Raw genomic sequence first — 21,077 nt, 5'->3', positions numbered from 1 at the left:
CCCGTCTTCCTGTTTCCGTCAGGCTCTAGCGTCCGAGGTTGCGGAAGCGGCGCACCCCCAGCGGCAGGAAGATGGCGGTGATGACCAGCGGCCACACGATCGCGGCCAGGAGCGCGTGCTGCTCGGGCCACGAGGTGCCGGCGGCGACCGGGTTGCCGAACAGCTCGCGGATCGCGGTCGCGGTGGCGGACACCGGGTTCCACGCGGCGATCGCCCCGAGCCAGCCGGGCATGAGCTCGGGCGGGGTGAACACCGAGGAGACCATGCCGAACGGGAAGGCGAGCGCGAACAGGTTCCCGGCCGCCTCGACGTTCTTGACCAGCAGGCCGATCCACACGCCGATCCAGATGAGCGCGAACCGCAGCCAGATCAGGAGCGCGAAGGCGCCCAGGGTCTCCCACAGGGTGCCCTCGCTGCGCCAGCCGATCGCGAGCGCGATGAGGAAGAGCACGAGGAGGTCGCCGGCGGCCTGGATGGTGTCGGAGATGTTGCGGCCCACCACGACCGCCGAAGAGGCGGTGGGCATGGACCTGATGCGGTCGACCATGCCCTTCTCCTTGGCGTAGGCGACGGCCATGGCGGTGTTCATGAACCCGAAGGCCATGGTCATGGCGAACATGCCGGGCATGGCGTAGGCGACGTAGTCGACCCCGGCCCCCTGCCCGGTGACGTCCATGGCGGAGCCGAAGACGTACACGAACAGCAGGACCATGACGATCGGGAAGCCGAGGGCCCACGCGAAGTTCGCGGGCTGGCGGATGAGGTGGGTGAACTCCTGGCCGACGATGGTGCGGTAGTCGTGGAGCGTCCATCTGAGGCGCCCGGCGAGGGTCTCGTCGGGGAGCGGGGCGAGGGCGGTCACTGTCCGTTCTCCTTCTGCTGGTTCGGGTCGCCGATGAGGTCCAGGAAGGCCTCGTCGAGGGTGGGTCGGCGCAGGCCGATGTCGGCGACGGTGATCCCGTTGTCCTGCACGGCGGTCGCGGCGGCGGTGAGGGCCGGGACCGGGTCCTTGACGGGGGCCGAGACGCTGGGCCCGGCCTCGTCGACGGTGACGTCCCCGTCGGCGACGGCGGCGACGACGCCCTCCAGGGCGGGGAGGTCGGCGGGGTCGGCGGCGACGATCTCCAGCCGGTCGGCGCCCATGCGGCGCTTGATCCCGGCGGGGGTGTCGTCGACGAGGTTGCGGCCGTGGTCGATCACGGCGATGCGGTCGCAGAGGCGGTCGGCCTCGTCGAGGTAGTGGGTGGTGAGGACGACGGTGGTGCCGTCGGCGGCGAGCCCGGAGACGGCGTCCCAGACCTCGCGGCGCCCGGCCGGGTCGAGGCCGGTGGTCGGCTCGTCCAGGAACAGCACCTGCGGGGCGAGGATCATGCTGGCGGCGAGGTCGAGGCGGCGCTTCATGCCGCCGGAGAAGCCTTTGGCCTGGCGGTCGGCGGCGTCGGCGAGCCCGAACTGGTCGAGCAGCTGGGCGGCCCGCTCGCGGGCCCGGGACTTGTTCAGCCGGAACAGCTTTCCGAAGAGGACGAGGTTCTGGCGGGCGGTGAGGAGGTCGTCGACGGCGGTCTGCTGGCCGGTGAGGCCGATGCGGCGGCGGACCTGGCGGGCGTCCTTGGCGACGTCGAACCCGGCGACGGCGGCGCGGCCGGTGTCGTAGCTCAGCAGGGTGGTCAGGATGCGGACGGTGGTGGTCTTCCCGGCGCCGTTGGGGCCCAGGAGCCCCAGGACGGTCCCGGATTCGGCGGCGAGGTCGAAGCCGTCGAGTGCGGCGGTGTCCTTGAATCGTTTGCCGAGGCCGACGGCCTCGACTGTCGTGGTGGTCATCGACTGGTCTCCCTGAATCGGGTACGTTGTACCCAGTAATAGCATACGGTGTACCCGGTTAGCAAGCGCGATATCATGAGGCCCCTATGGCGACACCACAGACGGGGGCGGGCGACCCCAAACGCAGCCTGGAGCTGCTCTGGCGCGGGTTCGGACCGCAGCAGAGCCGCCCGGGGCCGAAGCCGCGGCTGACGGTGGACCGGATCGTGGAGGCCGCGATCGCGGTGGCCGACCGGGAGGGCTCGTGCTTCGGGATGCGCAGCGTCTCGGCGGAGCTCGGCGTCGGCGCCATGACGATCTACCGGTACGTCCCGGGCAAGGACGAGCTGGTCGACCTCATGATCGACCGCATCTCACGCGTGGACGGCACCGAGCCCGACCTGGCGGCGCTCGGCTGGCGCGCCGGCCTGGAGATGATCGCCGAGGCCACCTGGGAGGTGCACGAGCGGCATCCGTGGCTGCTGGAGATCAACCAGCGCCGCCCGGTGTTCGGGCCCGATTCGCTGGCCGGGTACGACTTCGCGCTGTCGGCGTTCGCGAACGCCGAAGTCGACGACCGCGAGAAGAACCTCATCATCACCTCGGTGATGAACCTGGTGATGGGCACGGCCCGGCAGTACCTGCTGCGCGACCGCGCCGAGGCGGCCCCCGCCGCGGGCGAGCAGGAGTGGTGGGAGGTCCAGGCGCCGTACCTGAACCGCGCGATCGAGTCGGGCCGGTTCCCCAACATCGCCCGCCTCGAAGGCGAGTCGAGCTGGGACATCACCGGCCACCAGGCGATGCGCTACCTCCTGGACCGCTTCCTCGACGGCCTGGCCCCCCGCATGGAGGCGGGCGGCCGGGACGGGACCAGGCTCGAACTGCGGTTCAGGCGGGACTGACCCGCGGCCCTCGCCGGGCCAGGACCAGCGGCCATGCTTCTCGTTCCAGCCGGGCTACGCCCACCGGCCCCGCCTCTGGTTCCGGCCGGGCTACGCCCACCGGAAGTACCAGGCCTTCGACCTGATCATGTGGTCGGCGAGGTCCTCCAGGGTGGGGACCCCGGAGTCGAGGAGGTCGGGGCAGTACGCGTACGCCTCGGAGGCGACCGCGAGGGCCTCCTCGCGGGAGGGCGGGTGCGGGACGTACAGCTCGACGACGTCGTAGGTCATGGCGACCAGCTCGGCCTCGAAGCGGCGGTTCCAGCTGCGCAGGACGGCCGCGTGCTCGGCGCCGTACAGCTCCCAGTTCGTGGAGCCCTTCCAGGGGAACATGGCCGGGATCTTCCAGCCGGCGTCGGTCTCGACGAGCCCGAGCAGGCCCTCGGCCTGCGGGGTGGCGAAGTCGGAGTCGCCGCGGCGGGGCAGGATCGGGACGCCGCGCGCGGGCTCGCCGGCCTCGGCGCCCTTCTCGTGGAGCAGCTCGGCGGCGTCGATCTCCTCGGCGCGGGCGATCTCGTCGTCGCCTTCGTGGATGATCGACTCGCCGTTGTCGCGCCACTCCTCGGGCGGGCCGAGGAGCACCGGCATCCAGCCGGTCTGGTCGGCGGCCTGGCGGATGTCGAGCCACCACCGCAGCGCCTCGGAGGCGCGGACGGCGAAGGCCCACATGGCGGTGTCGCCGCGGCGCACGAGCTGGTGCATCTTCGGGACGGCGAGGCCTGCGGCGCGCAGGTCGGCGCGCGGGGACCCGGCGATGTCGAGGTCCTCGGAGTCGATGCGGGGCATCATCTCGTCGCGGCCGGTGCCGGCCTGCCGGGGCGGCTCGGGCTTGTCCAGTGTGAGCAGTTCCCGGCGGGGGCGCTCGGGCACGAAGATGGCGTCCCCCGTCTCGGGCTGCGCGGGGACCGCGGGTCTGGGGGCCGCGGGTTCGGGCGTCTCTGGTGCGAGGTCGGGCACGAGCCGGAGTCCGGTCACGGGCGTTGCGGGAGCGATGCTGTCCTCCTCCTGGGCTACCGGCGAGGGGTCCGGGCCGTTCTCGGGGGCGGCATCGCCGAGAGCCCCGGAGGACGCGCCGGGCTCGGGCGGCGTCTCGGGCTCGTTGGCAGGTTCGGGTTGGGCGGCGGGATCTGGCACTGAATCTGGTGTGTCCCGGCGCCCCAACAGACGCTGGAGGAGTCCCACAATGAACCATGATGCCCTGTCTCCGCCGGAACCGCCACGCCCACCCCCGAAGTGGGGGAGGCGATTTCGCCGAAGCGGGCTCGCGTCAGCGCCGGCGGCCCTTGTTGAACAGGAGGCCGAAGAAGAACGCGCAGGTCAGGATGACGACCAGGACCGCGAGGAGTTTGAACATGATGGCCATGTGGTCACTTCACCTTGGTGAGTTCGGGGCGCTTCGGATGGACCGTGTCGCCTGAGGACTTCCCGGTGAGGCGGCGCTTGACCCAGGGGGCCAGGTGCTTTCCGGCCCACTGGACGCCGTTCATGTCGCGGCGGGGCCGCGGGAGGTCGGGGAGGGGGTCGAGCCATGCCGGGTCGGGCTCGACGCCCAGGGCCAGGCACACATCGTAGGCGACGCGCGTGTGGCCGAGGGTGTTCAGGTGGAGGCGGTCGTCGGCCCACAGGCGCGGGTCGTCGAAGGCGCGGTCGGCCCACAGGTCGACCAGGACCGCGCTGTGGCGCTTGGCGACCTTCTTGTAGGCGTCGTTGGTGGTGATGAACCGCTTGCGCAGCATCGCCATCCCGGGGATGTGCGGTGTCACGTCGGCGCAGGTGAAGAGGACGACCTCGGCGCCGGAGGCCTTGAACAGGCGCACCACTTCGTGTGCGCGCGTGGCGAGCTGGACCGGGTTGAACCCGGGGCGCAGCGCGTCGTTGCCGCCCGCGGCGAAGGACACCAGGTCGGGGCCCTGCTTGATCGCGGGGACGACCTGCTCGTCGACGATGCGGTCGAAGAGGCGGCCCCTGATCGCCAGGTTCGCGTAGGCGAAGCCGGGCCACTGCTCGGCGGCGCGCACCGCGAACAGGTCGGCCCATCCGCGAAAGCGGTCGCCGTCCGGGTCCGGGTCGCCGACCCCTTCGGTGAAACTGTCGCCGATGGCCACGAAACTCGAGTACTCCGCCGCCACTGCCCGCCACCTCCATGTTCGCCGTCCGCCGGGTCCGCACCCCGCGGTGTCGATTCGAAAACGCTGCCTCGTGGGCGCTGACCAGCATGCCTCACTCAGATAACGATCGGATTTCGATCAGGTGGCGAGGTCGGGCACAGCGGTCGATACGACGCGCGAAGCACCGCAGCTCAAGGAGGACTCCCCTTCGCCCGCTTGGCGACTGCGCGGGAGGCGCTACCGCCCGGGCGTGTCGTACCAGCCCGCCGCACCGGGCTCGATCCACCAGGTGCGCTTGCGGCCGAGCTCCCCGGCGAGGCCGTCCTGGATGTAGGTCACCGACCCGGCGGGGTGGACGGCGACGGCGCGCCCCTTGGCGCGGCGCACCTCGATGCGCAGGCGCTTCCTGAAGCGCCCCACGGTCACCGGCACGGCGACCGCGACGTCGATCTTCCCGTCGGCGGGGTCGGGCTCGGCCAGGACCATGTCGTCCGCGGCGGCGTACCCGTCGGCGTTGGCGACCACGCACGCGAGGATCTGCTCGCTCCCGTCGGCGAGGACCACGTCGTCGAGGTTGACGACCCCGCGCCACGGCCGGTCGCCGCCGCCCAGGCGCACGCCGTCGATCGCGACGCCGCCGCCGTCGTGCCGCATCAGGTCGGTGCGACGCACCTCACCCGACACGACCGCCTCGGCGACGTCGGCGGGCTTCTCGGGCAGGCCCAGCCGGACCACGATGCCGGGCGTCCCGCTCAGCGGCAGCACCGCCAGCGGCGGCAGATCGGGGATGGTGCGCCCGTCGGGCAGGCCCTCGGGGCGCTTGCTCGGCGCCGGCAGCGCGAGCCGCGTCAGCCGGGCGACGACAGCGTTGACCTGCTCGTCCGTGTCCGCGGCGAGGACGATCCGCTCCTGGGGATCGGCGACGACCGCGTCGATGTCCTCGGGCGTGCGGGCCTCGGCCGTGCGCACGGCCGCCCCCCGCGACTTCAGCTCGTCGGCCAGGTGCAGGGCCTGGGTCCGCGGCCCGGGGTTCGAGCAGTCCGACTCCACGAGTGTCAACACGACGACGTTCACCGCATCGACTCTACGGTGTGACGGGGACCCGCTTCATAGTGCTTGGGCCTGCTGAGACCCCAGATAAATGAATGCAAGTAGGCTTGGCAGGTAATCGGGTGATCAACTTCCCGGGAGGATGGGCACATGCCGGCGATCGCGGTCGTAGGAACGCAGTGGGGCGACGAGGGCAAGGGCAAGGTCACCGACCTGCTCGGCGCCGAGATGGACTTCGTCGTCCGCTACCAGGGCGGCAACAACGCAGGCCACACGGTCGTGACGCCTGACGGCACGAAGTACGCCATCCACCTCGTACCCGTGGGCATCCTGACCCCCGGCGTCGTCCCCGTCATCGGCAACGGCGTCGTGGTGGACCCGAAGTTCCTCATCGCCGAGCTCGACGAGCTCACCGCCGGCGGCGTCGACGTCTCGAACCTGAAGCTCTCCGCCGACGCGCACCTGATCATGCCGCACCACCGGGCCCTCGACCGCGTGGTCGAGCGCTACCTGGGCGGCGCGCGCATCGGCACCACCGGCCGCGGCATCGGCCCGGCGTACGCCGACAAGGTGGCGCGCCAGGGCATCCGCGTGCAGGACCTCCTCGACCCGAAGATCCTCTCCATCAAGCTGGAGCAGATCCTCCGCGAGAAGAACCAGATCCTCGTGAAGGTGTACAACCGCAAGGCGATCGACCCGCAGGCCGTGGTCGAGGAGTACCTCGGCTACGCCGAGCGCCTGAAGCCGTACATCGCCGACACGCGCCTCCTGCTCAACCTGGCGCTGGAGGAGGGCAAGAACGTCCTCCTCGAAGGCGCCCAGGCGACGATGCTCGACGTCGACCACGGCACCTACCCGTTCGTGACGTCCTCGAACCCGACCACGGGCGGCGCCTGCGTCGGCACCGGCATCGCGCCGAACAAGATCACGACCGCGATCGGCATCATCAAGGCGTACACGACCCGCGTGGGCTCGGGCCCGTTCCCGACGGAGCTGTTCGACGAGTTCGGCGAGTTCCTGCTCAAGAAGGGCGGCGAGTACGGCGTGACCACGGGGCGCCGGCGCCGCTGCGGCTGGTTCGACGCCGTCCTGGGCCGGTACGCGGTGCGCGTCAACGGCATCACCGACCTGTTCGTCACCAAGCTCGACGTGCTCTCGGAGCTCGAGCGGGTCCCGATCTGCGTCGGCTACGAGGTCGACGGCCAGCGCGTCGACGAGATGCCGATGACCCAGACCGACGTCCACCACGCGAAGCCGGTCTACGAGATGCACGACGGCTGGTTCGAGGACATCTCCCACTGCCGCAAGTTCGACGAGCTCCCCCGCAACGCCCAGACCTACATCGAGCGCCTCGAAGAGCTGTGCGGCGCACGGGTCTCCGTGGTCGGCGTCGGCCCGGGCCGCGAGGAGAACATCATCCGCCACCCGATGATCTAGCAAGGCTTTCCGTTGCGAGGGGCGCCCTTCGGGCGCCCCTCGCGGCGTTCCCGGGGACGCGCCCGCGCGGAGTAACCTGCTTGCAGCCGAGCAGGAGGCACGATGCCCGACAACACCGCTCCCGGACCCGGATTCGTCCTCGACAACGCGCGGGTCCACAACCTCATCCAAGGCCAGCAGGTGGAGCTCCACATGCACCAGCCGGCCCTCCCGCAGGGGCACTCGTTCGCCGGCGGTCCCCTGCTCGTCGGCCGCATCCCCGGCCTCGCCGCGGCGCGACTGGAACGCGAGACCGACCGGGCGATCGACTCGGCGGGCCGGATCACGCTCACCGGGATGAGCGGGGCCGGAAAGACCCAGGCGACGGCCGCGTACGCCAGGCGGCGCTGGGACGCAGGCGAATTCGACCTTCTGGTGTGGGTCGACGCCTCGACCCGCGAGCGCGTCAGGGCCGCGTACGCGGCGGCGGACGAGCAGGTCCGGGGCGTCGAGGACCCCGAGCAGGCCGCCGAGGCGTTCCTGACCTGGCTCGACCGCCCGAACGCTCCGCGCTGGCTGATCGTCCTCGACGGCGTGACCGATCCCGAGCATCTCGCGGGCCTGCTGCCGCCGGAGACCTCACGCGGCAAGACCATCGTGACCACGCAGCTGCGCAGCGCCGCCCTGGAGGACGGCCGGGGCGTCCATGTCGGCCAGTTCACACCCGAGGAGTCGGAGGCGTTCCTGGAGCGGCGTCTCGGTTCCCGTTCACGGGCCCTGCGGGGCGCGGCGGCGCTCGCCGCCGAGTTCGGGCACCTGCCGCTGGCACTCGCCCAGGCCGCCGCGTACCTCCTGGACCGGCCCGGTACGACGTGCCGCGACTATTCACGGATCATCGCCGACGGGTCCTCGCCCGGGGCCTCCACCCCTGCCACCGCGGCGCTGCGCCTGTCGATCGAACGCGCCGACGGACACCCGCCCCAGGGGCTCGCCTCGACGATCCTCTGGCTCGCCGGCGTGCTCGACCCTGCGGGCATCCCGGCGGCGTTCTTCACCTCCGAGATCGCATGCTCGGCGCTCACCAAGATCACCTTCGCACCGGTCGATGCGCCGATCTCCCCTCGAATCGTGGAGGAGGCGCTGGCGGGGCTGCACCGCCTGTCCCTGCTCGACATCGAGGACGATGCCGTCCGCGTCCACCCGCTCGTCCAACTCGCCGCCGGCGAGGGTGTGGACTCCGCCGGCCGCGATGCGTTCGTCAACATCGCCGCCCACGCGCTGAGCGAGATCTGGCCCCCCGCCAACGCCGACCGCGCGCGGTGCGCGATCTTCCACGCCAACGCGGAGAAGCTGCTTGCGAACGCGCGGAGTTCACTGTTCACGCCCGACCTGCACCCGCTCCTGACCACCGCGGGCAGCAGCATCGGCAACACGGGCCAGATCGACAGGGCGCTCGGGTTCTTCGGGCTGCTCGTCGACAAGTGCGCGGCGGCACTCGGCCCCGAGCACAGGAGCACGCTCTCCGTTCAGGAGGACATCGCCCGGTGGCAGGCCGCGTCGGGAGATCCGGTCGCGGCCCTCGACACCTGCACGCGCATCCTGGAGGCCCGCCTGCGCACCTTGGGCCCCGACGACCTCACCACGCTCGTCACGCGCAACAACATCGCCCACTTGCAGACCCAGTCGGGCGATCCCGACGCCTCGATCGCCTCCTTCGAAGCCCTCATTCCGGACTTCGTCCGCGTCCTGGGCTCCGACCACGAACTCTCCCTCAACGCCCGCTCCAACCTCGCGCTCGCCCGGGGCCTCGCCGGCGACGTGGTGCGGGTCGTCGCCGAATTCGAATCGATCCTCGCCGACTGCCTTCGCCTCCTCGGACCCGACAGCGGCAGGACCCTGAACGCCCGCGCCAACCTCATCTACTTCCAGTCGGAGGCCACCGGGGACTACGTCCGCGCGGCCGCCGACATGGAGCTCCTGCTGGTGGACTACACGCGCGTCCTCGGACCGGAACACCCCCAGACCGAGACCTGCCGCGCGCACCTCGACGACTTCCGTCGGGAAGCCGAACAGGCCGACCGGTTATCGGCCCGGCCTCAGGCCGCAGTGCGCTCGTGCCGGCGCGGTGCCACCCGCTTCCCGCCGTTCAGGCCCCGGCCGGGGGCGTGCGCCTCCGGCGGGGCGCGGCCGACCGGGGCGGTTCGTTGCGGATGTGGTCGCGGACGCGGGACATGATGTCGCGCAGGCGGTCCAGGTCGTCGGCGGAGACGGCCTCGTAGAGGAGCCGCCGCGTCAGTTCGATGTGGCCGGGCAGGACTTTGCCGACGGTCTCGCGGCCCTTGTCGGTGATGGCGACGAGGGTGGCGCGCTCGTCGTCGGGGCTGGGGCCGCGGGTGACGAGGCCGGCCTTCTCCAGGAGCGCGGCCTGGTAGGTGAGGCCGCTGCGGCTGTAGACGACGCCGTCGGCGAGCTGGGTCATGGTCAGCGGCACGGGGCCGTTGAGGGCCATGAGGAGCTGGAACTGGATGGCGCTGATGCCGCCTTCGGCGCGGAGCTGCTGCTCGACGTGGTGCTGGAGGAGGCTGACGGCCTCGGTGAGCGCGAAGTAGGCCTCCAACTGCCCGGGCTCGGGCAGTTTGAGGTTGCTGAAGTCGATCTCAGGGCCGGTCACCCCCAAATCCTACCTGCTTCGAATTCGAAGCAACGTGTCGACCATCACCCCGCCTCGCCCTTGTGCTTCGAATTCAAAGCAAGCTAACCTCGACCCAGTTACTTCGAATTCAAAGCATCTACTTCAAGGAGCACCACATGAAGGCCATGCGATTCCACACCTACGGCGGCAGCGACGTCCTCGCCCTCGAAGACACCGACCGCCCCACCGCGGGCCCCGGCGAGGTCGTCGTCAAGGTCGCCGGGACCTCGTTCAACTACCTCGACGCCGCCCTCCGCGCGGGAATCCTCAAGGACGCCATGCCGCTCGACCTCCCGCACATCCCCGGCGTCGACGTCGCCGGCGTCGTGGCCGAGACCGGCGAGGGCGTCACCGGCTGGAACCCCGGAGACGCGGTCATCGCGCTCCTGACCCCGGTCGTGCCCGGCGCCGCCGCCGAGTACGTCGCCGTCCCCGCCGAATCGCTCGCGGCGGCACCCGCGAGCATCCCGCTCGCCGACGCCGCCGCGCTCCCCGCGGTCGGCCTCACCGCCCGGCAGGCCCTCTTCGAGGACCTCGACCTGCGTGCGGGACAGCGCCTCCTGATCAACGGCGCCGGAGGCGCCGTCGGCGGCTACGCGATCCAGCTCGCCAAACGCGCCGGAGCCGAGGTCACCGCGACCGCCAGCCCCCGCAGCGCCGACCGGGTCCGCGCCGCCGGAGCCGACCGGGTCGTCGACCACACCGAGCAGCCCGTCATCGAAGCCCTCAAGGGCGAGCACTTCGACGCGGTCCTCCAGCTGGTCCGCTCCAGCCCCGAGGAGACCGCCGCCCTGATCGACCTCGTCGCCGACGGCGGCGCCTTCACCAGCACCACCACCCCCGGGCCCGACAACCCCGGGCGCGGCGTCCGCGTCGACCACGTCTACGTCCGCGCCGACGCCGCGAGCCTCACCTACCTGGTCGATCTCGTCGACGCGGGGGAGCTGCGGGTCGACGTGGCCGAGCGCCTGACCTTCGCCGACATGCCGGCCCTCCACGACCGCGCGGTCGCCGGAGGCCTGAGCGGAAAGGCGGTGCTCACGCCCTGACCGGGCCGCCGCAGCGGAAGCACGCGGCAGGCCGCGGTCGCGCCTCCGGCCAGGCCGTCGAACCGGAGCCGAGGACGCATCGCCACTCACTCCGAACCCGATCACCGCGGCAAAGGAAGAAGGGAGATGACGATACAGACGACACTCCAACCATGATCGCCGAAACCGCTTCCATGCGCTTAGATTGCCGGGTGGCAATAGGAGAGTCGGAACGCGCGGGCGGCCTCGACGCGGCCGCCGCGGTCTTCACGGACGTGCGGCCGCGCCTGTTCGGGATCGCCTACCGGATGCTCGGCAGCGCAAGCGAAGCCGAGGACCTCGTCCAGGAGGTCTGGCTGCGCTGGCAGGCCTACGACCGGGACACGGTCGCCGAACCGGGGGCGTTCCTCGCGACCATCGCGACCCGGCTGTCGATCAACGCGCTGAAGTCGGCGCGGGTGCGGCGCGAGACCTACATCGGGCCCTGGCTGCCCGAACCGGTCGACACGGCCGCGGACCCGTACCTGGGCGCGGAGCGCGGCGAGGCCCTGGAGTACGCGACGCTGCTGCTGATGGAGCGGCTCTCGCCCAACGAACGGGCCGCCTACGTCCTCCGCGAGGCGTTCGACTACGCCTACGACCAGATCGCCGAGATCATCGGCACCTCCAGTGCCGCGGTCCGGCAGCTGGTGAGCCGGGCCCGCCGCCACATCGCCGACGGACGCCGCTCGCGGCCCGACAAGACCGGGCAGCGGGCGCTCCTGGAGGCGTTCATGGCGGCGGCGCGATCGGGCGACATGGCCGAGCTGGAGCGGCTCTTCGCGGCCGACGTGGTGAACACGGCCGACGGCAACGGCGCCGTCAAGGTCGCCCGCAAGCACCTGATCGGTGCCGAACGGGTCGCCAAGTTCCTCAAGGCGATCGAATGGCTCTGGTCAGACGTCGAAGTCACCTGGACCGACCTCGCCGGCCGAACCTGGGCCGTCCTGCACCAGAACGGCGCCGTCTACGCCGCCCTCACCATCGACGCCAGCGACAACGGCATCGACCAGGTCCTATGGCTGGTCGCCCCCGAAAAACTGGAAGCGTTCCGCGACTGAACAACCGAATCGCGGGGGGAGGGGCCCCAAGACGCCCGTCGCCCGATCCCGGCCGCGGCTTCGTTCTGGTGGTGGGCCCTGCGCGCAAGCGCGCAGGGCCCACCACCAGAACAGCGGAACTCCAAGTCCCGCTAGCTCGCCGCGATCCAGTCCCGGTACGTAAGGGTCGCGAGGGTGGCGTTGGGGCCGGCGATGAGGGCGTCGCCCTTGACTGCCGCGAACATGCCGGCGGTGTCGTCGACGACGACCTCGCGCTTGTCGCCCTTGGCGTCGAGGGTGATGCGGCCGAGCTGGTCGAGGGTGAAGACCTCGGGGCCGGCGACGTCGCGGGTGCCGTTGAGCGGGGCGCCGGCGGCGGTGTCGGCGACGGCCCGCGCGATGTCGGCCGAGGCGATCGGCTGCACGCGGGTCGCGGGCAGGCGGACCGTGTGCTCGTCGGAGGTCCAGGACATCACCGCGGGCATGAACTCGTAGAACTGCGTCGACCGGACGATCGAGTACGGGACCGGCCCGGCCTTGAGGACGTCCTCCTGGAGGACCTTCGCGCGGTAGTAGTCAAGGTCCGGCACCTGGTCGACCCCGACGATCGACAGGATCACCGCGTGCCCGACCCCGGCCTCGGCCGCGGCGGCGAGCAGGTTGTCCATGCTCGTCTGGAACCACGCGATCGAGGCCTCGTCGAAGGTCGGCGAGTTCGTCAGGTTGACGACCGCGCCCGCGCCTTCGAGCGCCGCGGCGAGCCCGTCGCCGCTGATCAGGTCGACGCCGGTGGACGGCGAGTGCGGCACCGCCTCGTGCCCGGCCTCGTTGAGGAACTTGACGACCTGCGATCCGATGAGCCCGGTCCCGCCCATGACAGCGATCTTCATTGCAAACCTCCGGTTCCGCGGGGCGGCCGGTGCCGTCCCGTCGCCAGCTGAGACAAGGCCCGCCACCAGTTTGTGACATCCCCGCGCAAAAGAACCGGGAAATCTCCGGTTCCCGCACCCGCCCCCGCTTGATAGCGTTTGCACCATGAGCGAGCCGACCGCCTTCCCGCTGCGCCTGCCCGAGATGCCGCTGCACGATCCGTTCATCGTCGCCGACCCCGAATCGGGCCTCTACCACCTCTACACCTCGAACCTCGACTCCAGCGGCACCCGCGGCGTCGGCACGATGGTCTACCGCTCCCCGAACCTCCGCGACTGGGCCGAGCCGGTCCCGGTCTTCCTCGTCGCCGACGAGGACGCCCCCTGGGCGGTCCACGGCGCCTGGGCGCCCGAGGTCCACCGCTGGAACGGCCGCTGGTTCCTCTTCACCACCCTCCACGATGCCGATGCGCCCCTTCCGGTCCCGCAGCCCGGCGAGTACGGCACCCCGTTCCCGGTCGCGAACTACCGCCGCTCCACGATCGTCGCCGCCGCCGACTCCCTCACCGGCCCCTTCCGCATGGTCAGGCCCGAGGCGCCGGTCCTCCCGGCCGAGCTCATGACCCTCGACGGGACCCTCTTCACCGACGACGACGGCGCCCCCTGGATGGTCTGCGCCAACGAATGGCTCCAGCGCATCGACGGCACCGTCGAGGCCTTCCCCCTCAACCGCACCCTCGACGCGGTCGACGGCGACCCGATCGTCCTCTTCCGCGGCTCCGACGCCTCCTGGATCACCCGCGAGCTCCCCGCCGGCGTCCCCCACCAGATCGCCCCCTACGTCACCGACGGCCCCCAGCTCCACCGCTTCGGCGACGCCCTCGTCTGCCTCTGGTCCACCTACGAGAAGAACCGGCTCACGAACGGCGGCATCGACGGCGACTACGTCCAGACCTGGGCCGTCTCCCCCTCCGGCCGCCTCGAAGGCCCTTGGGAGCAAAGAGAACCGCTCGTCCGCGCCGACTCCGGCCACGGCATGCTCTTCACGACGTTCGAGGGCACCCTCATGCTCGTCCTCCACCGCCCCTTCACCGACGCCCGCGGCAAGCTCTACGAGATGGCATGGGACGGAACCGAACTGAAAGTCCTCCGCCAGCGCACCGACCTCGACGGCGACTAGGCGAACCCGTACCGGAATCGCGCACCGGCGCAATTCGCGGACCGCTATCTCATTGCGCACCAATAACAGTCACTAGTCCATTCAATCCATTCCCACACCAGTCATAAAGGCCCCCAAAGCTCGGCTTCTGACCGGACCCCGCCGTCGCGCCCAGGACTTAGGATCAGGAGATGGTTTACGACCCCGATCTCGACATCCTCATGGTCGACGGCTACCGCCACACCTGGAAGCGCTCGGACTTCCTCATCGAGTCCCGCGCCCTCGATCCCGTGGTCCTGCCGACCGGGCACGTCGTCGCCTGCGACCCCCTCTCCACCCGCGACGACGCCCCCTTCACCGTCACCGTCGCCCCCGGCACCTACCCCCTGTACGCATGGGTCGCAACCCAGTTCAAGCGCGGCAGGCAGATCGACCGCCGCAACGCCCTCCTGGAGCTGCGCATCAGCGACAAGCCCGCGCTCACCTGGGAGATGGCCCTCCTCGAAGACGAGTCCGCCGACGACATCAAAGGTGACGACTACATCGGCTACACCGTCGACGCCGGCTGCGGCGCCCTCGCCGACGTCGAAGCCCTGAAAGCCCTGTGGCAGTGGGACTTCAGCCGCGTCGAGTCCGTCTACATCCCCAGACCCCTCCCGCCCGAGACCGCCCCCGGCTACGTCTCCGCGGTGACCGACGAGAAGACCGGCGCGAACGTCGCAGTCCTCAGCTCCGGCTGGGGCGACGGCGCCTACCCGACCTTCATCCTCCGCGACGAGCACGGCGAGGTCACCGGCTACGTCACCGACTTCCTGCTGTTCCCCAATGCCTGAGGACCTCACCGACGAACTGCTCTCCTGGGCGAAGGAACAGCTCGAAGTCGACCGTGAGAGCGCCGCGCCCCGAATCGAACCGATCCGCGCCGTCAGCGTCCAGGTCGGAATCAGAACGGCAGTCCAGGAAGGCATCGCCGCCGCCGCGACTGTCCTCCTACCGGGTGACATCGAACGGCAGGAGCTCATTCCGGGCCTTCTCCTCACCGGCAGCGCCCTGACCTGGCCCCTCGTCGACGGGACGCATCCCGCAGACCTGGTCCTCCGCACCGCCGGCTGGGCGAACCTGCTCAGAGCCCTGGACACCCGCCCGGCGATCGCCCAACGCGACGCGCCCGCACTCGCCATGGTCTGCGCCGAGATCCTGGAGCGTCTGCGGCGCGCCGACGAGAGGGGCGCAGTCGGCTTGGCCTGGCGGCACTTCGTCGAGCGCACCGGCATCGGTGGACCGGCCCCCCAGACCTCGCACCATGCGGCGAGCGGCGCTGCCGCCGGTCCGGGCAACGGCGCCGCGACCGGCATGGAGCACCACGATGCCCGGTTCCAACTCGACAACCCCCAGGCGCACAACCTGATCCAGGGCCAGACGGTCCAGGTCCACCTGCCGCAGCAGAGTTCCCCGCCAGCCGCAACCGCACCGGCGGTCCCCCTGCGCCCCCACAACTTCAAGCGCGGCCCCCTCCTCCTCGGCCGGATTCCCCCGCTCGCCGCCGCCAGGCAGGAGCGCCCCGCCGACCAAGCGGTCGCCGCAGCCCTCGCCGACGGCCCGAACGCCATGGTCTGCCAGGTCGTCTCAGGCATGGCGGGCACGGGCAAGACCCAGATCGCGGCCGCATACGCCCGGCAGCGCTGGGATTCCAGTGCACTGCAACTGATGGTCTGGGTGACCGCCGACAGCCGCGCCTCCATCACCGCCGCGTTCGCCGAAGCGGCCGTCCGCGTCTGCGGCTCAGACGGAGCCGACCAGGAGCGGGCCGCCACCGAGTTCCTCGACTGGCTCGACCGCCCCACCGGCCCGCGCTGGCTGATCGTCCTCGACGGCGTCACCGAGCCCAAACACCTTGTGGGCCTGTGGCCTCCGGAGTCCTCGCACGGCCGCACGGTCATCACCACCCGCATCCGCAGCGCCTCATGGCGAGGCGCGCGCAGAGCGGTGGTCGACGTCGGCTCCTTCACCCCCGAGGACGCCGCGGCCTACCTCAGCGATCAACTCGGCCAGCGCTCCAAGCGGATCAAGGGCGCCGCCGACCTGTCACAAGCGCTCGGCCACCTCCCCCTCGCCCTCGCGCAGGTCGCCGCTTTCATCCACAACCAGCCCGACCTGACCTGCGACGACTACCGCCAAATGCTGGCGGCCGGCACCGTCGGCCCCGACGACCTGTGCCCGGGCACCGCCTTCGACGACTACCCGCATTCGCTCGCCGAGTCGCTGCAACGCTCGATCGAACTCACCGAGCACCACCGCCCGAGCGGCCTCTGCCTCGGCCTGCTCAGGCTGATGAGCCTCCTCGACCCGGCGGGCATCCCCATCGCCCTGCTCCGGTCCGATCCGGTCATCGAGGCCCTCGCCGCCGACATCGACCGCACCGAAGGCCGTACGGAGGGCCGGACCGGCGCGCTCCTCACCGCCTGGGCGGTGAACACCGCGGTCGGACGCCTCCACCAGCTGAGTCTGGTCGACTCCGAAGGCGGTGTCGTCCGCATCCACCCGCTCGTGCAGCGCCTGGCGCTCAAGGACCTCCCCGCCGAATCCCGAGGCGGATACGCACGGGCGCTTGCGGACACGATGGCCGCCCTCTGGCCCTCGGGCGACGACGACCTGGACCTGGAGGCGATGCTCGGGGCCTGCGGCATGCGGCTCCGCGAGCTCGCCGCACCGGACCTGATCGGCGAGAACGCCCACGACCTGTTCTTCAATCTGGGCAACAGCCTCGGCATGCGCAACCGTCCGGCGGAGGCCACCGCGTACTTCGACCGGCTCGAAGTGGACTTCACCCGGACGCTCGGCTTCGAGCATGTGCACACCCTCGGGGTCCGAGGGCGGTCCGCCTGGTGGCGGGCCAAGGCAGGAGACGCCGACGGGGCCGTCGCCGCCTTCGAGGAGCTGGTCCTCGACCGCCTGCGAATCCTCGGCCCCGATCACTCCGCGACGCTGATGGGGCGCGACGACCTCGCGTGGGTGCGCGGTGAAGCCGGAGACGCCGCCGGCGCGGTCGCCGACTACGCGGCGCTGGTACCCGACTGGATCCGTGCGTTCGGCCCGGACGATTCCCGGACCCTGGACGCACGCGCATTCCTCGCCGCCTGGCGCAAGACCTCAGGAGATCAGGCCACGGCCCTCCTCGAACTCGAACACCTGCTGCCCGACCAGGCGCGGGTCCTCGGCCCCGACAACCCCGACACCCTCACCACCCGATCCGAGATCGGCGAGTGCCTCGGAGAGACGGAGAATTACGAGGCCGCGATCGCCGCCCATGAAGAGCTGCTCGCGATCAAGACGAGGGTCTTCGGCGTCGACCACCCCAGCGCCCTCGACACCCGCTTCAAGCACGCGCGCTGGCTCGGACTCGGCGGCGACGCGGCCGGAGCGGCCTCCGAATACGCGGCACTGGTCCCGGACCAGATCCGGGTGCTCGGCCCCGACCATGAGGACACGCTCCTGGCCCGCAACAACCTCACCCACTTCCGCAGTGCGGCAACGGGAGACATGGCCGAAGCCACGGCCGCGTACACGGAGCTGCTCATCGACGTGGAACGGGCGCTCGGGCCCGACCATCCGAGAGCCGAGCTCGTACGCGGCAACCTTGCGGCCAGCCAGGGCTGACGGCCGGGCGAGACCCTCCGGGACCCGAAAAGGCGAACATCCTTGCGCACGCAGGGGTACCGTTCGACCACCCTCGGCCGCTATAGTGCGGATTGGATGCTGTTCGCGCCGATTCGCCCCTTAGGAGCGGCTATGAGGACAATGATGACCTGCATGGCGGCCGCGACGCTGGTCCTGGCCGGATCGGCTTGCAGCCCAGAGGAATCCGAGGAGGGCGACGGCTCGGTGGTCTTCTGGACCCCGTACACGACGCCGGAGCGGATCGCGGCGCAGCAGCCGGTGATCGACGCGTTCACCGAGGCCACCGGGATCGAGGTGGAGATGGTGCCGCTCGAACCCGACCAGATGGGGCAGACGCTCGTCACCGGCGCGGTGTCGGGCGAGGTGCCCGACGTCATCGCGCACAACCCGTCCAGCACGGCCGCGTGGGCCGCGCAGGGACTGCTCGACGACGAGGTGCCGCAGGAGATCGTCGACTCGCTCGGTGCGGACACGTTCTCGCAGGCCGCGCTCGACATGGTCACCGTGGACGGTTCGCTCCACGCGGTGCCCTCCGACGGGTGGGGGCACATGATCGCGTACCGGACCGACCTGTTCGCCGACGCGGGCCTGGAGCCGCCGGAGTCGGTCGCCGACATCGCGGCCGCCGCCGAGGCGCTGCAAGAGGACGGCTTGGCGGGCATCGCGATCGGGACCACGCCGGGCGACGTGTACACGCAGGAGGGCATCGAGTCGATGCTGCTGCCGTTCGGGTGCCAACTGGCAGTGGACGGCGAGGTCGCGATCGACTCGCCCGAGTGCGTCGAGGGCCTCGCGACCTACCAGCGCCTCGCCGCGGCGGCCGGACCGGCGCAAGTGGACGTCGAGGCGGCGCGGGCCGGGTACCTGTCGGGGTCGGCGGCGATGGTGCTGTTCTCCTCGCACTTCGTCGACGAGGCGGCCGGCCTCGACGTGGACAACCCGGTGACCTGCGCCGAATGCGCGGACAACCCGCGGTTCCTCGCCGAGAACACCGCTTACCTGACCACGTTCACCGGCAACGGGAGCGAGACGCCCTCGGTGTACGGCCAGACCACGAACTACGGCATCCCCGCGGGCGCGAACACCGCGGACGCGAAGGCGTTCGTCGAGTACATGCTCTCCGACGGGTACGTCGAGAACCTCGCCTCGGCGACCGAGGGCCGCATACCGGTCCGCCCGGGCCCGGAGGCCGGCTCGACCGAGTACCTCGACGCCTGGGCCGAGCTGCCCTTCGGCAACGACGACACCCAGGAAGTCTCGATCGGCCAGGTCTACGGCCCTGAACTGGTCGACCGCATGGCCGCGGGCGCCGAGGAGTTCACCCGCTGGGGCTGGGGCACCGAGGACGCCGAACTCGCCGGCATCGTCTTCTCCCAGACGATCCTCGCCACCGAGGCAGAGGCCCTCTTCGAAGGCGCCGACCCCGCCGAAGTGGCCGCCTCCATGGCAGCAGCAGTCGAGGCGGCCCAACAGGACCTCGGTTAATGGCCGCCAAACCGCTCACGATGTCGCGGCGCGAGGACCGCGACGGCCGACTTCTCGTGGCACCCACCATGGCCGTAGTGCTCGCGTTCGCGGTGCTGCCGTTCCTCGCGGTCGTCCTGTTCGCGTTCCTCGATGTGCGACTCGTCGACATCCCGCGGCTCTACCTCGACGAGCTCGTGTTCACCACCGACAACCTCGCCACCGTGTGGGGCTCGCCCCGGTTCTGGTCCGCCGCGACCACCACCGTCACCTACGCCGCGGCCTCCTCCGCCGGAGCCATCCTCGTCGGGCTCGCCGTCGCCCTCGCCCTCCGCCACCCGTTCCCGGGCCGCGGCCTCATCCGGGCGCTCGTCCTCGTCCCCTACATCCTCCCCGTCGTCGCCGCGACCACCATCTGGAAGACCCTCCTCAACCCCGGCTACGGCCTCGTCAACGCCGTCGGCACCGAATGGCTCGGCTGGGCCGAGCCCATCGCGTTCCTCACCACCACCAGCCGCGACGTCGGCCCCTTCGAGATCCCCGTCGCGCTCACCACCGTCATCGCGTTCGAAGTCTGGAAGACGTTCCCCCTCGCGTTCCTGTTCATCACCGCGCGCCTCCAAGTCGTCCCCGGCGACATCGAAGAAGCCGCCCAGATCGACGGCGCCGGCAAGACCCGCGTCTTCTGGCACCTGCTCCTCCCGCAGCTCGCCGGCGTCATGGCGCTCCTGGCCGTCCTGCGCTTCCTGTGGTCCTTCCAGAACTTCAACGACATCTACCTCCTCACCGGTGGCGCCGGCGGCACCGAAGTCCTCGCCGTCCGCGTCTACTCCGAACTCGTCGTGCGCGCCAACATCGGCACCGCCAGCGCCACCGGCCTCATCATGACCGGGATGCTCCTCGTCGTGGTCGCCGTCTACGCCTGGATGATCAAGCGGGAGAAGGCATGAGGAGCACCGAAGACCGCATCCTCGGCGTCCTGCGCTGGGCCGTGATCACCGTCGCCGTGGTCGTGACGGCCGGACCGCTCCTGTACGGCTTCCTGCTGTCCCTGCGACCGTTCCAATCCGTCCTCACCGAGCCCCTCGACCTGCTCCCGTCCCCCGGCGAGATCACCTTCGACGCCTACCCGACCGCGATGGCCGAGTACGGGCTCGGCGGGAACATGTGGAACTCGCTCCAGGTCGCCCTCGCCACGGCGGCGCTCGCGATCGTCCTCAGTGTCCTGGGCGCGTACGCGGCGGTGCGGCTGCGGTTCTTCGGGCGCGACGTGGTGAACGTGGTGTTCCTGGGCGTGTACCTGCTGCCGGGGATCGTCCTGGCGGTCCCGCTGTTCGTGCTGCTCAGCCGGATCGGGTTGACGGGGAGCCTGGCGGGGCTGGTGTTCGTGTACGTCGCGCAGACGGTGCCCGTGGCGCTGTACATGCTCCGCACCTACCTCGTCGCGGTACCGTCCTCTGTAGAGGAGGCGGCGATGATCGACGGGTGCGGGCGGCTCGCGGTGATCCGCCGCGTGGTCCTGCCGATGGCGCTGCCGGGCGTCGCGGCGACCGCGTTGTACGTGTTCATGATCGCGTGGAACGAGTACCTGTTCGCACTGCTGTTCCTCGTGGCCGACCGGGACCGGTGGACGGTGTCGCTGGGGATCGCGCAGCTCACCGAGTTCTCGGTGCCGACGACGGTGCTCATGGCGGGGTCGATCGCGATCACCGTCCCGGTGGTCGCGGGGTTCTTCCTGGCGCAGCGGCTCCTGGTCACGGGGCTGACGTCGGGCGCGGAGAAAGGGTGAGCGC

At 70.9% G+C, this 21,077-nt stretch carries 18 protein-coding genes; 11 read left to right on the top strand and 7 right to left on the bottom strand.

Translation table 11 applies throughout. The annotated features are described in order from the left end of the window. Positions 1–25: 25 nt before the first annotated feature. Together DI269_RS07460 and DI269_RS07455 are read right to left on the bottom strand one after the other, a co-directional pair. Positions 26–862: an ABC transporter permease gene (locus DI269_RS07460; RefSeq protein WP_112134467.1), complete on the bottom strand. Its 837-nt coding sequence runs from the start codon at positions 860–862 to the stop codon at positions 26–28. Continuing rightward, on the bottom strand, positions 859–1,821 hold the full coding sequence (locus DI269_RS07455; RefSeq protein ID WP_112134466.1) for an ATP-binding cassette domain-containing protein: 963 nt from the start codon (positions 1,819–1,821) through the stop codon (positions 859–861). Before DI269_RS07455 ends, DI269_RS07460 begins: the two co-directional genes overlap by 4 nt. 86 nt (positions 1,822–1,907) lie before the next feature. On the opposite strand from DI269_RS07455, the gene DI269_RS07450 reads away from it, so the two are divergent. Then, entirely contained in the window at positions 1,908–2,702 is a 795-nt protein-coding gene (locus DI269_RS07450; RefSeq protein WP_112134465.1) for a TetR/AcrR family transcriptional regulator, read from the top strand. Between the two features lie 90 nt (positions 2,703–2,792). Here DI269_RS07450 and DI269_RS07445 read toward each other — a convergent pair whose 3' ends face one another. The 3 genes from DI269_RS07445 to DI269_RS07435 all read right to left on the bottom strand — a co-directional run bounded on the left by DI269_RS07445 (position 2,793) and on the right by DI269_RS07435 (position 5,923). Then, the gene (locus DI269_RS07445; RefSeq protein WP_157974819.1) at positions 2,793–3,875 is read right to left on the bottom strand and encodes a DUF4253 domain-containing protein; all 1,083 of its coding nucleotides are present in this window, start codon (positions 3,873–3,875) and stop codon (positions 2,793–2,795) included. 233 nt (positions 3,876–4,108) lie between these two features. Further along, positions 4,109–4,870, bottom strand: coding sequence for an SGNH/GDSL hydrolase family protein (locus DI269_RS07440; RefSeq protein ID WP_112134463.1), 762 nt, complete (start codon positions 4,868–4,870; stop codon positions 4,109–4,111). A 216-nt stretch (positions 4,871–5,086) separates the two neighbouring features. Continuing rightward, entirely contained in the window at positions 5,087–5,923 is an 837-nt protein-coding gene (locus tag DI269_RS07435; RefSeq protein WP_112134462.1) for a diacylglycerol kinase family protein, read from the bottom strand. 126 nt (positions 5,924–6,049) lie between these two features. On the opposite strand from DI269_RS07435, the gene DI269_RS07430 reads away from it, so the two are divergent. Both DI269_RS07430 and DI269_RS07425 read left to right on the top strand, forming a co-directional pair. Next, positions 6,050–7,336 carry an adenylosuccinate synthase gene (locus DI269_RS07430; protein WP_112134461.1) on the top strand — a complete coding sequence of 429 codons (1,287 nt, stop codon included), beginning with the start codon at positions 6,050–6,052 and terminating at the stop codon, positions 7,334–7,336. A 102-nt stretch (positions 7,337–7,438) separates the two neighbouring features. Then, on the top strand, positions 7,439–9,550 hold the full coding sequence (locus DI269_RS07425) for a tetratricopeptide repeat protein (protein ID WP_112134460.1): 2,112 nt from the start codon (positions 7,439–7,441) through the stop codon (positions 9,548–9,550). Here the strand turns inward: DI269_RS07425 and DI269_RS07420 are convergent. Further along, entirely contained in the window at positions 9,462–9,986 is a 525-nt protein-coding gene (locus DI269_RS07420; protein WP_232822665.1) for a MarR family winged helix-turn-helix transcriptional regulator, read from the bottom strand. The genes DI269_RS07425 and DI269_RS07420 overlap by 89 nt on opposite strands. Positions 9,987–10,123: 137 nt before the next feature. Here DI269_RS07420 and DI269_RS07415 point away from each other — a divergent pair, with 137 nt between their 5' ends. Continuing rightward, positions 10,124–11,056, top strand: coding sequence for an NADP-dependent oxidoreductase (locus tag DI269_RS07415; RefSeq protein ID WP_112134459.1), 933 nt, complete (start codon positions 10,124–10,126; stop codon positions 11,054–11,056). A 191-nt stretch (positions 11,057–11,247) separates the two neighbouring features. Then, positions 11,248–12,135: an RNA polymerase sigma-70 factor gene (locus tag DI269_RS07410; RefSeq protein ID WP_232822664.1), complete on the top strand. Its 888-nt coding sequence runs from the start codon at positions 11,248–11,250 to the stop codon at positions 12,133–12,135. Between the two features lie 131 nt (positions 12,136–12,266). Here the strand turns inward: DI269_RS07410 and DI269_RS07405 are convergent, their stop codons facing one another. Beyond that, the gene (locus DI269_RS07405; protein ID WP_112134458.1) at positions 12,267–13,004 is read right to left on the bottom strand and encodes an SDR family oxidoreductase; all 738 of its coding nucleotides are present in this window, start codon (positions 13,002–13,004) and stop codon (positions 12,267–12,269) included. 145 nt (positions 13,005–13,149) lie between these two features. Between DI269_RS07405 and DI269_RS07400 the strand changes: the two genes are divergently transcribed. From DI269_RS07400 to DI269_RS07375, 6 genes are all read left to right on the top strand, one after another. Then, complete coding sequence (locus DI269_RS07400; RefSeq protein WP_112134457.1) at positions 13,150–14,163, top strand: family 43 glycosylhydrolase; 1,014 nt, start codon at positions 13,150–13,152, stop codon at positions 14,161–14,163. A gap of 170 nt (positions 14,164–14,333) precedes the next feature. Further along, positions 14,334–14,975, top strand: coding sequence for a DUF4241 domain-containing protein (locus DI269_RS07395; protein WP_112134456.1), 642 nt, complete (start codon positions 14,334–14,336; stop codon positions 14,973–14,975). Beyond that, positions 14,968–17,799 (top strand): tetratricopeptide repeat protein, encoded by a 2,832-nt coding sequence (locus DI269_RS07390; RefSeq protein ID WP_112134455.1) that lies wholly within the window; start codon positions 14,968–14,970, stop codon positions 17,797–17,799. Before DI269_RS07395 ends, DI269_RS07390 begins: the two co-directional genes overlap by 8 nt. Positions 17,800–17,931: 132 nt before the next feature. Next, positions 17,932–19,305 carry an ABC transporter substrate-binding protein gene (locus DI269_RS07385; protein WP_157974818.1) on the top strand — a complete coding sequence of 458 codons (1,374 nt, stop codon included), beginning with the start codon at positions 17,932–17,934 and terminating at the stop codon, positions 19,303–19,305. Further along, positions 19,305–20,234 carry a carbohydrate ABC transporter permease gene (locus tag DI269_RS07380; protein ID WP_112134453.1) on the top strand — a complete coding sequence of 310 codons (930 nt, stop codon included), beginning with the start codon at positions 19,305–19,307 and terminating at the stop codon, positions 20,232–20,234. Before DI269_RS07385 ends, DI269_RS07380 begins: the two co-directional genes overlap by 1 nt. Beyond that, positions 20,231–21,073 (top strand): carbohydrate ABC transporter permease, encoded by an 843-nt coding sequence (locus tag DI269_RS07375; RefSeq protein ID WP_112134452.1) that lies wholly within the window; start codon positions 20,231–20,233, stop codon positions 21,071–21,073. Before DI269_RS07380 ends, DI269_RS07375 begins: the two co-directional genes overlap by 4 nt. The last annotated feature ends 4 nt before the right edge of the window (positions 21,074–21,077 follow it).

Origin of the sequence: Glycomyces dulcitolivorans (assembly GCF_003265355.1) — a bacterium.
In the GTDB taxonomy this organism is placed as follows: domain Bacteria; phylum Actinomycetota; class Actinomycetes; order Mycobacteriales; family Micromonosporaceae; genus Glycomyces; species Glycomyces dulcitolivorans.
This window is presented reverse-complemented; position numbering and strand designations above follow the sequence as displayed.

Bases quoted from the DNA above. Each gene is read 5' to 3' on its own strand.
- DI269_RS07385 (WP_157974818.1), top strand. From the start codon at position 17,932: ATGAGGACAATGATGACCTGCATGGCGGCCGCGACGCTGGTCCTGGCC.
- DI269_RS07380 (WP_112134453.1), top strand. From the start codon at position 19,305: ATGGCCGCCAAACCGCTCACGATGTCGCGGCGCGAGGACCGCGACGGC.
- DI269_RS07425 (WP_112134460.1), top strand. From the start codon at position 7,439: ATGCCCGACAACACCGCTCCCGGACCCGGATTCGTCCTCGACAACGCG.
- DI269_RS07455 (WP_112134466.1), bottom strand. From the start codon at position 1,821: ATGACCACCACGACAGTCGAGGCCGTCGGCCTCGGCAAACGATTCAAG.
- DI269_RS07400 (WP_112134457.1), top strand. From the start codon at position 13,150: ATGAGCGAGCCGACCGCCTTCCCGCTGCGCCTGCCCGAGATGCCGCTG.
- DI269_RS07405 (WP_112134458.1), bottom strand. From the start codon at position 13,004: ATGAAGATCGCTGTCATGGGCGGGACCGGGCTCATCGGATCGCAGGTC.
- DI269_RS07415 (WP_112134459.1), top strand. From the start codon at position 10,124: ATGAAGGCCATGCGATTCCACACCTACGGCGGCAGCGACGTCCTCGCC.
- DI269_RS07450 (WP_112134465.1), top strand. From the start codon at position 1,908: ATGGCGACACCACAGACGGGGGCGGGCGACCCCAAACGCAGCCTGGAG.
- DI269_RS07395 (WP_112134456.1), top strand. From the start codon at position 14,334: ATGGTTTACGACCCCGATCTCGACATCCTCATGGTCGACGGCTACCGC.
- DI269_RS07430 (WP_112134461.1), top strand. From the start codon at position 6,050: ATGCCGGCGATCGCGGTCGTAGGAACGCAGTGGGGCGACGAGGGCAAG.
- DI269_RS07375 (WP_112134452.1), top strand. From the start codon at position 20,231: ATGAGGAGCACCGAAGACCGCATCCTCGGCGTCCTGCGCTGGGCCGTG.
- DI269_RS07390 (WP_112134455.1), top strand. From the start codon at position 14,968: ATGCCTGAGGACCTCACCGACGAACTGCTCTCCTGGGCGAAGGAACAG.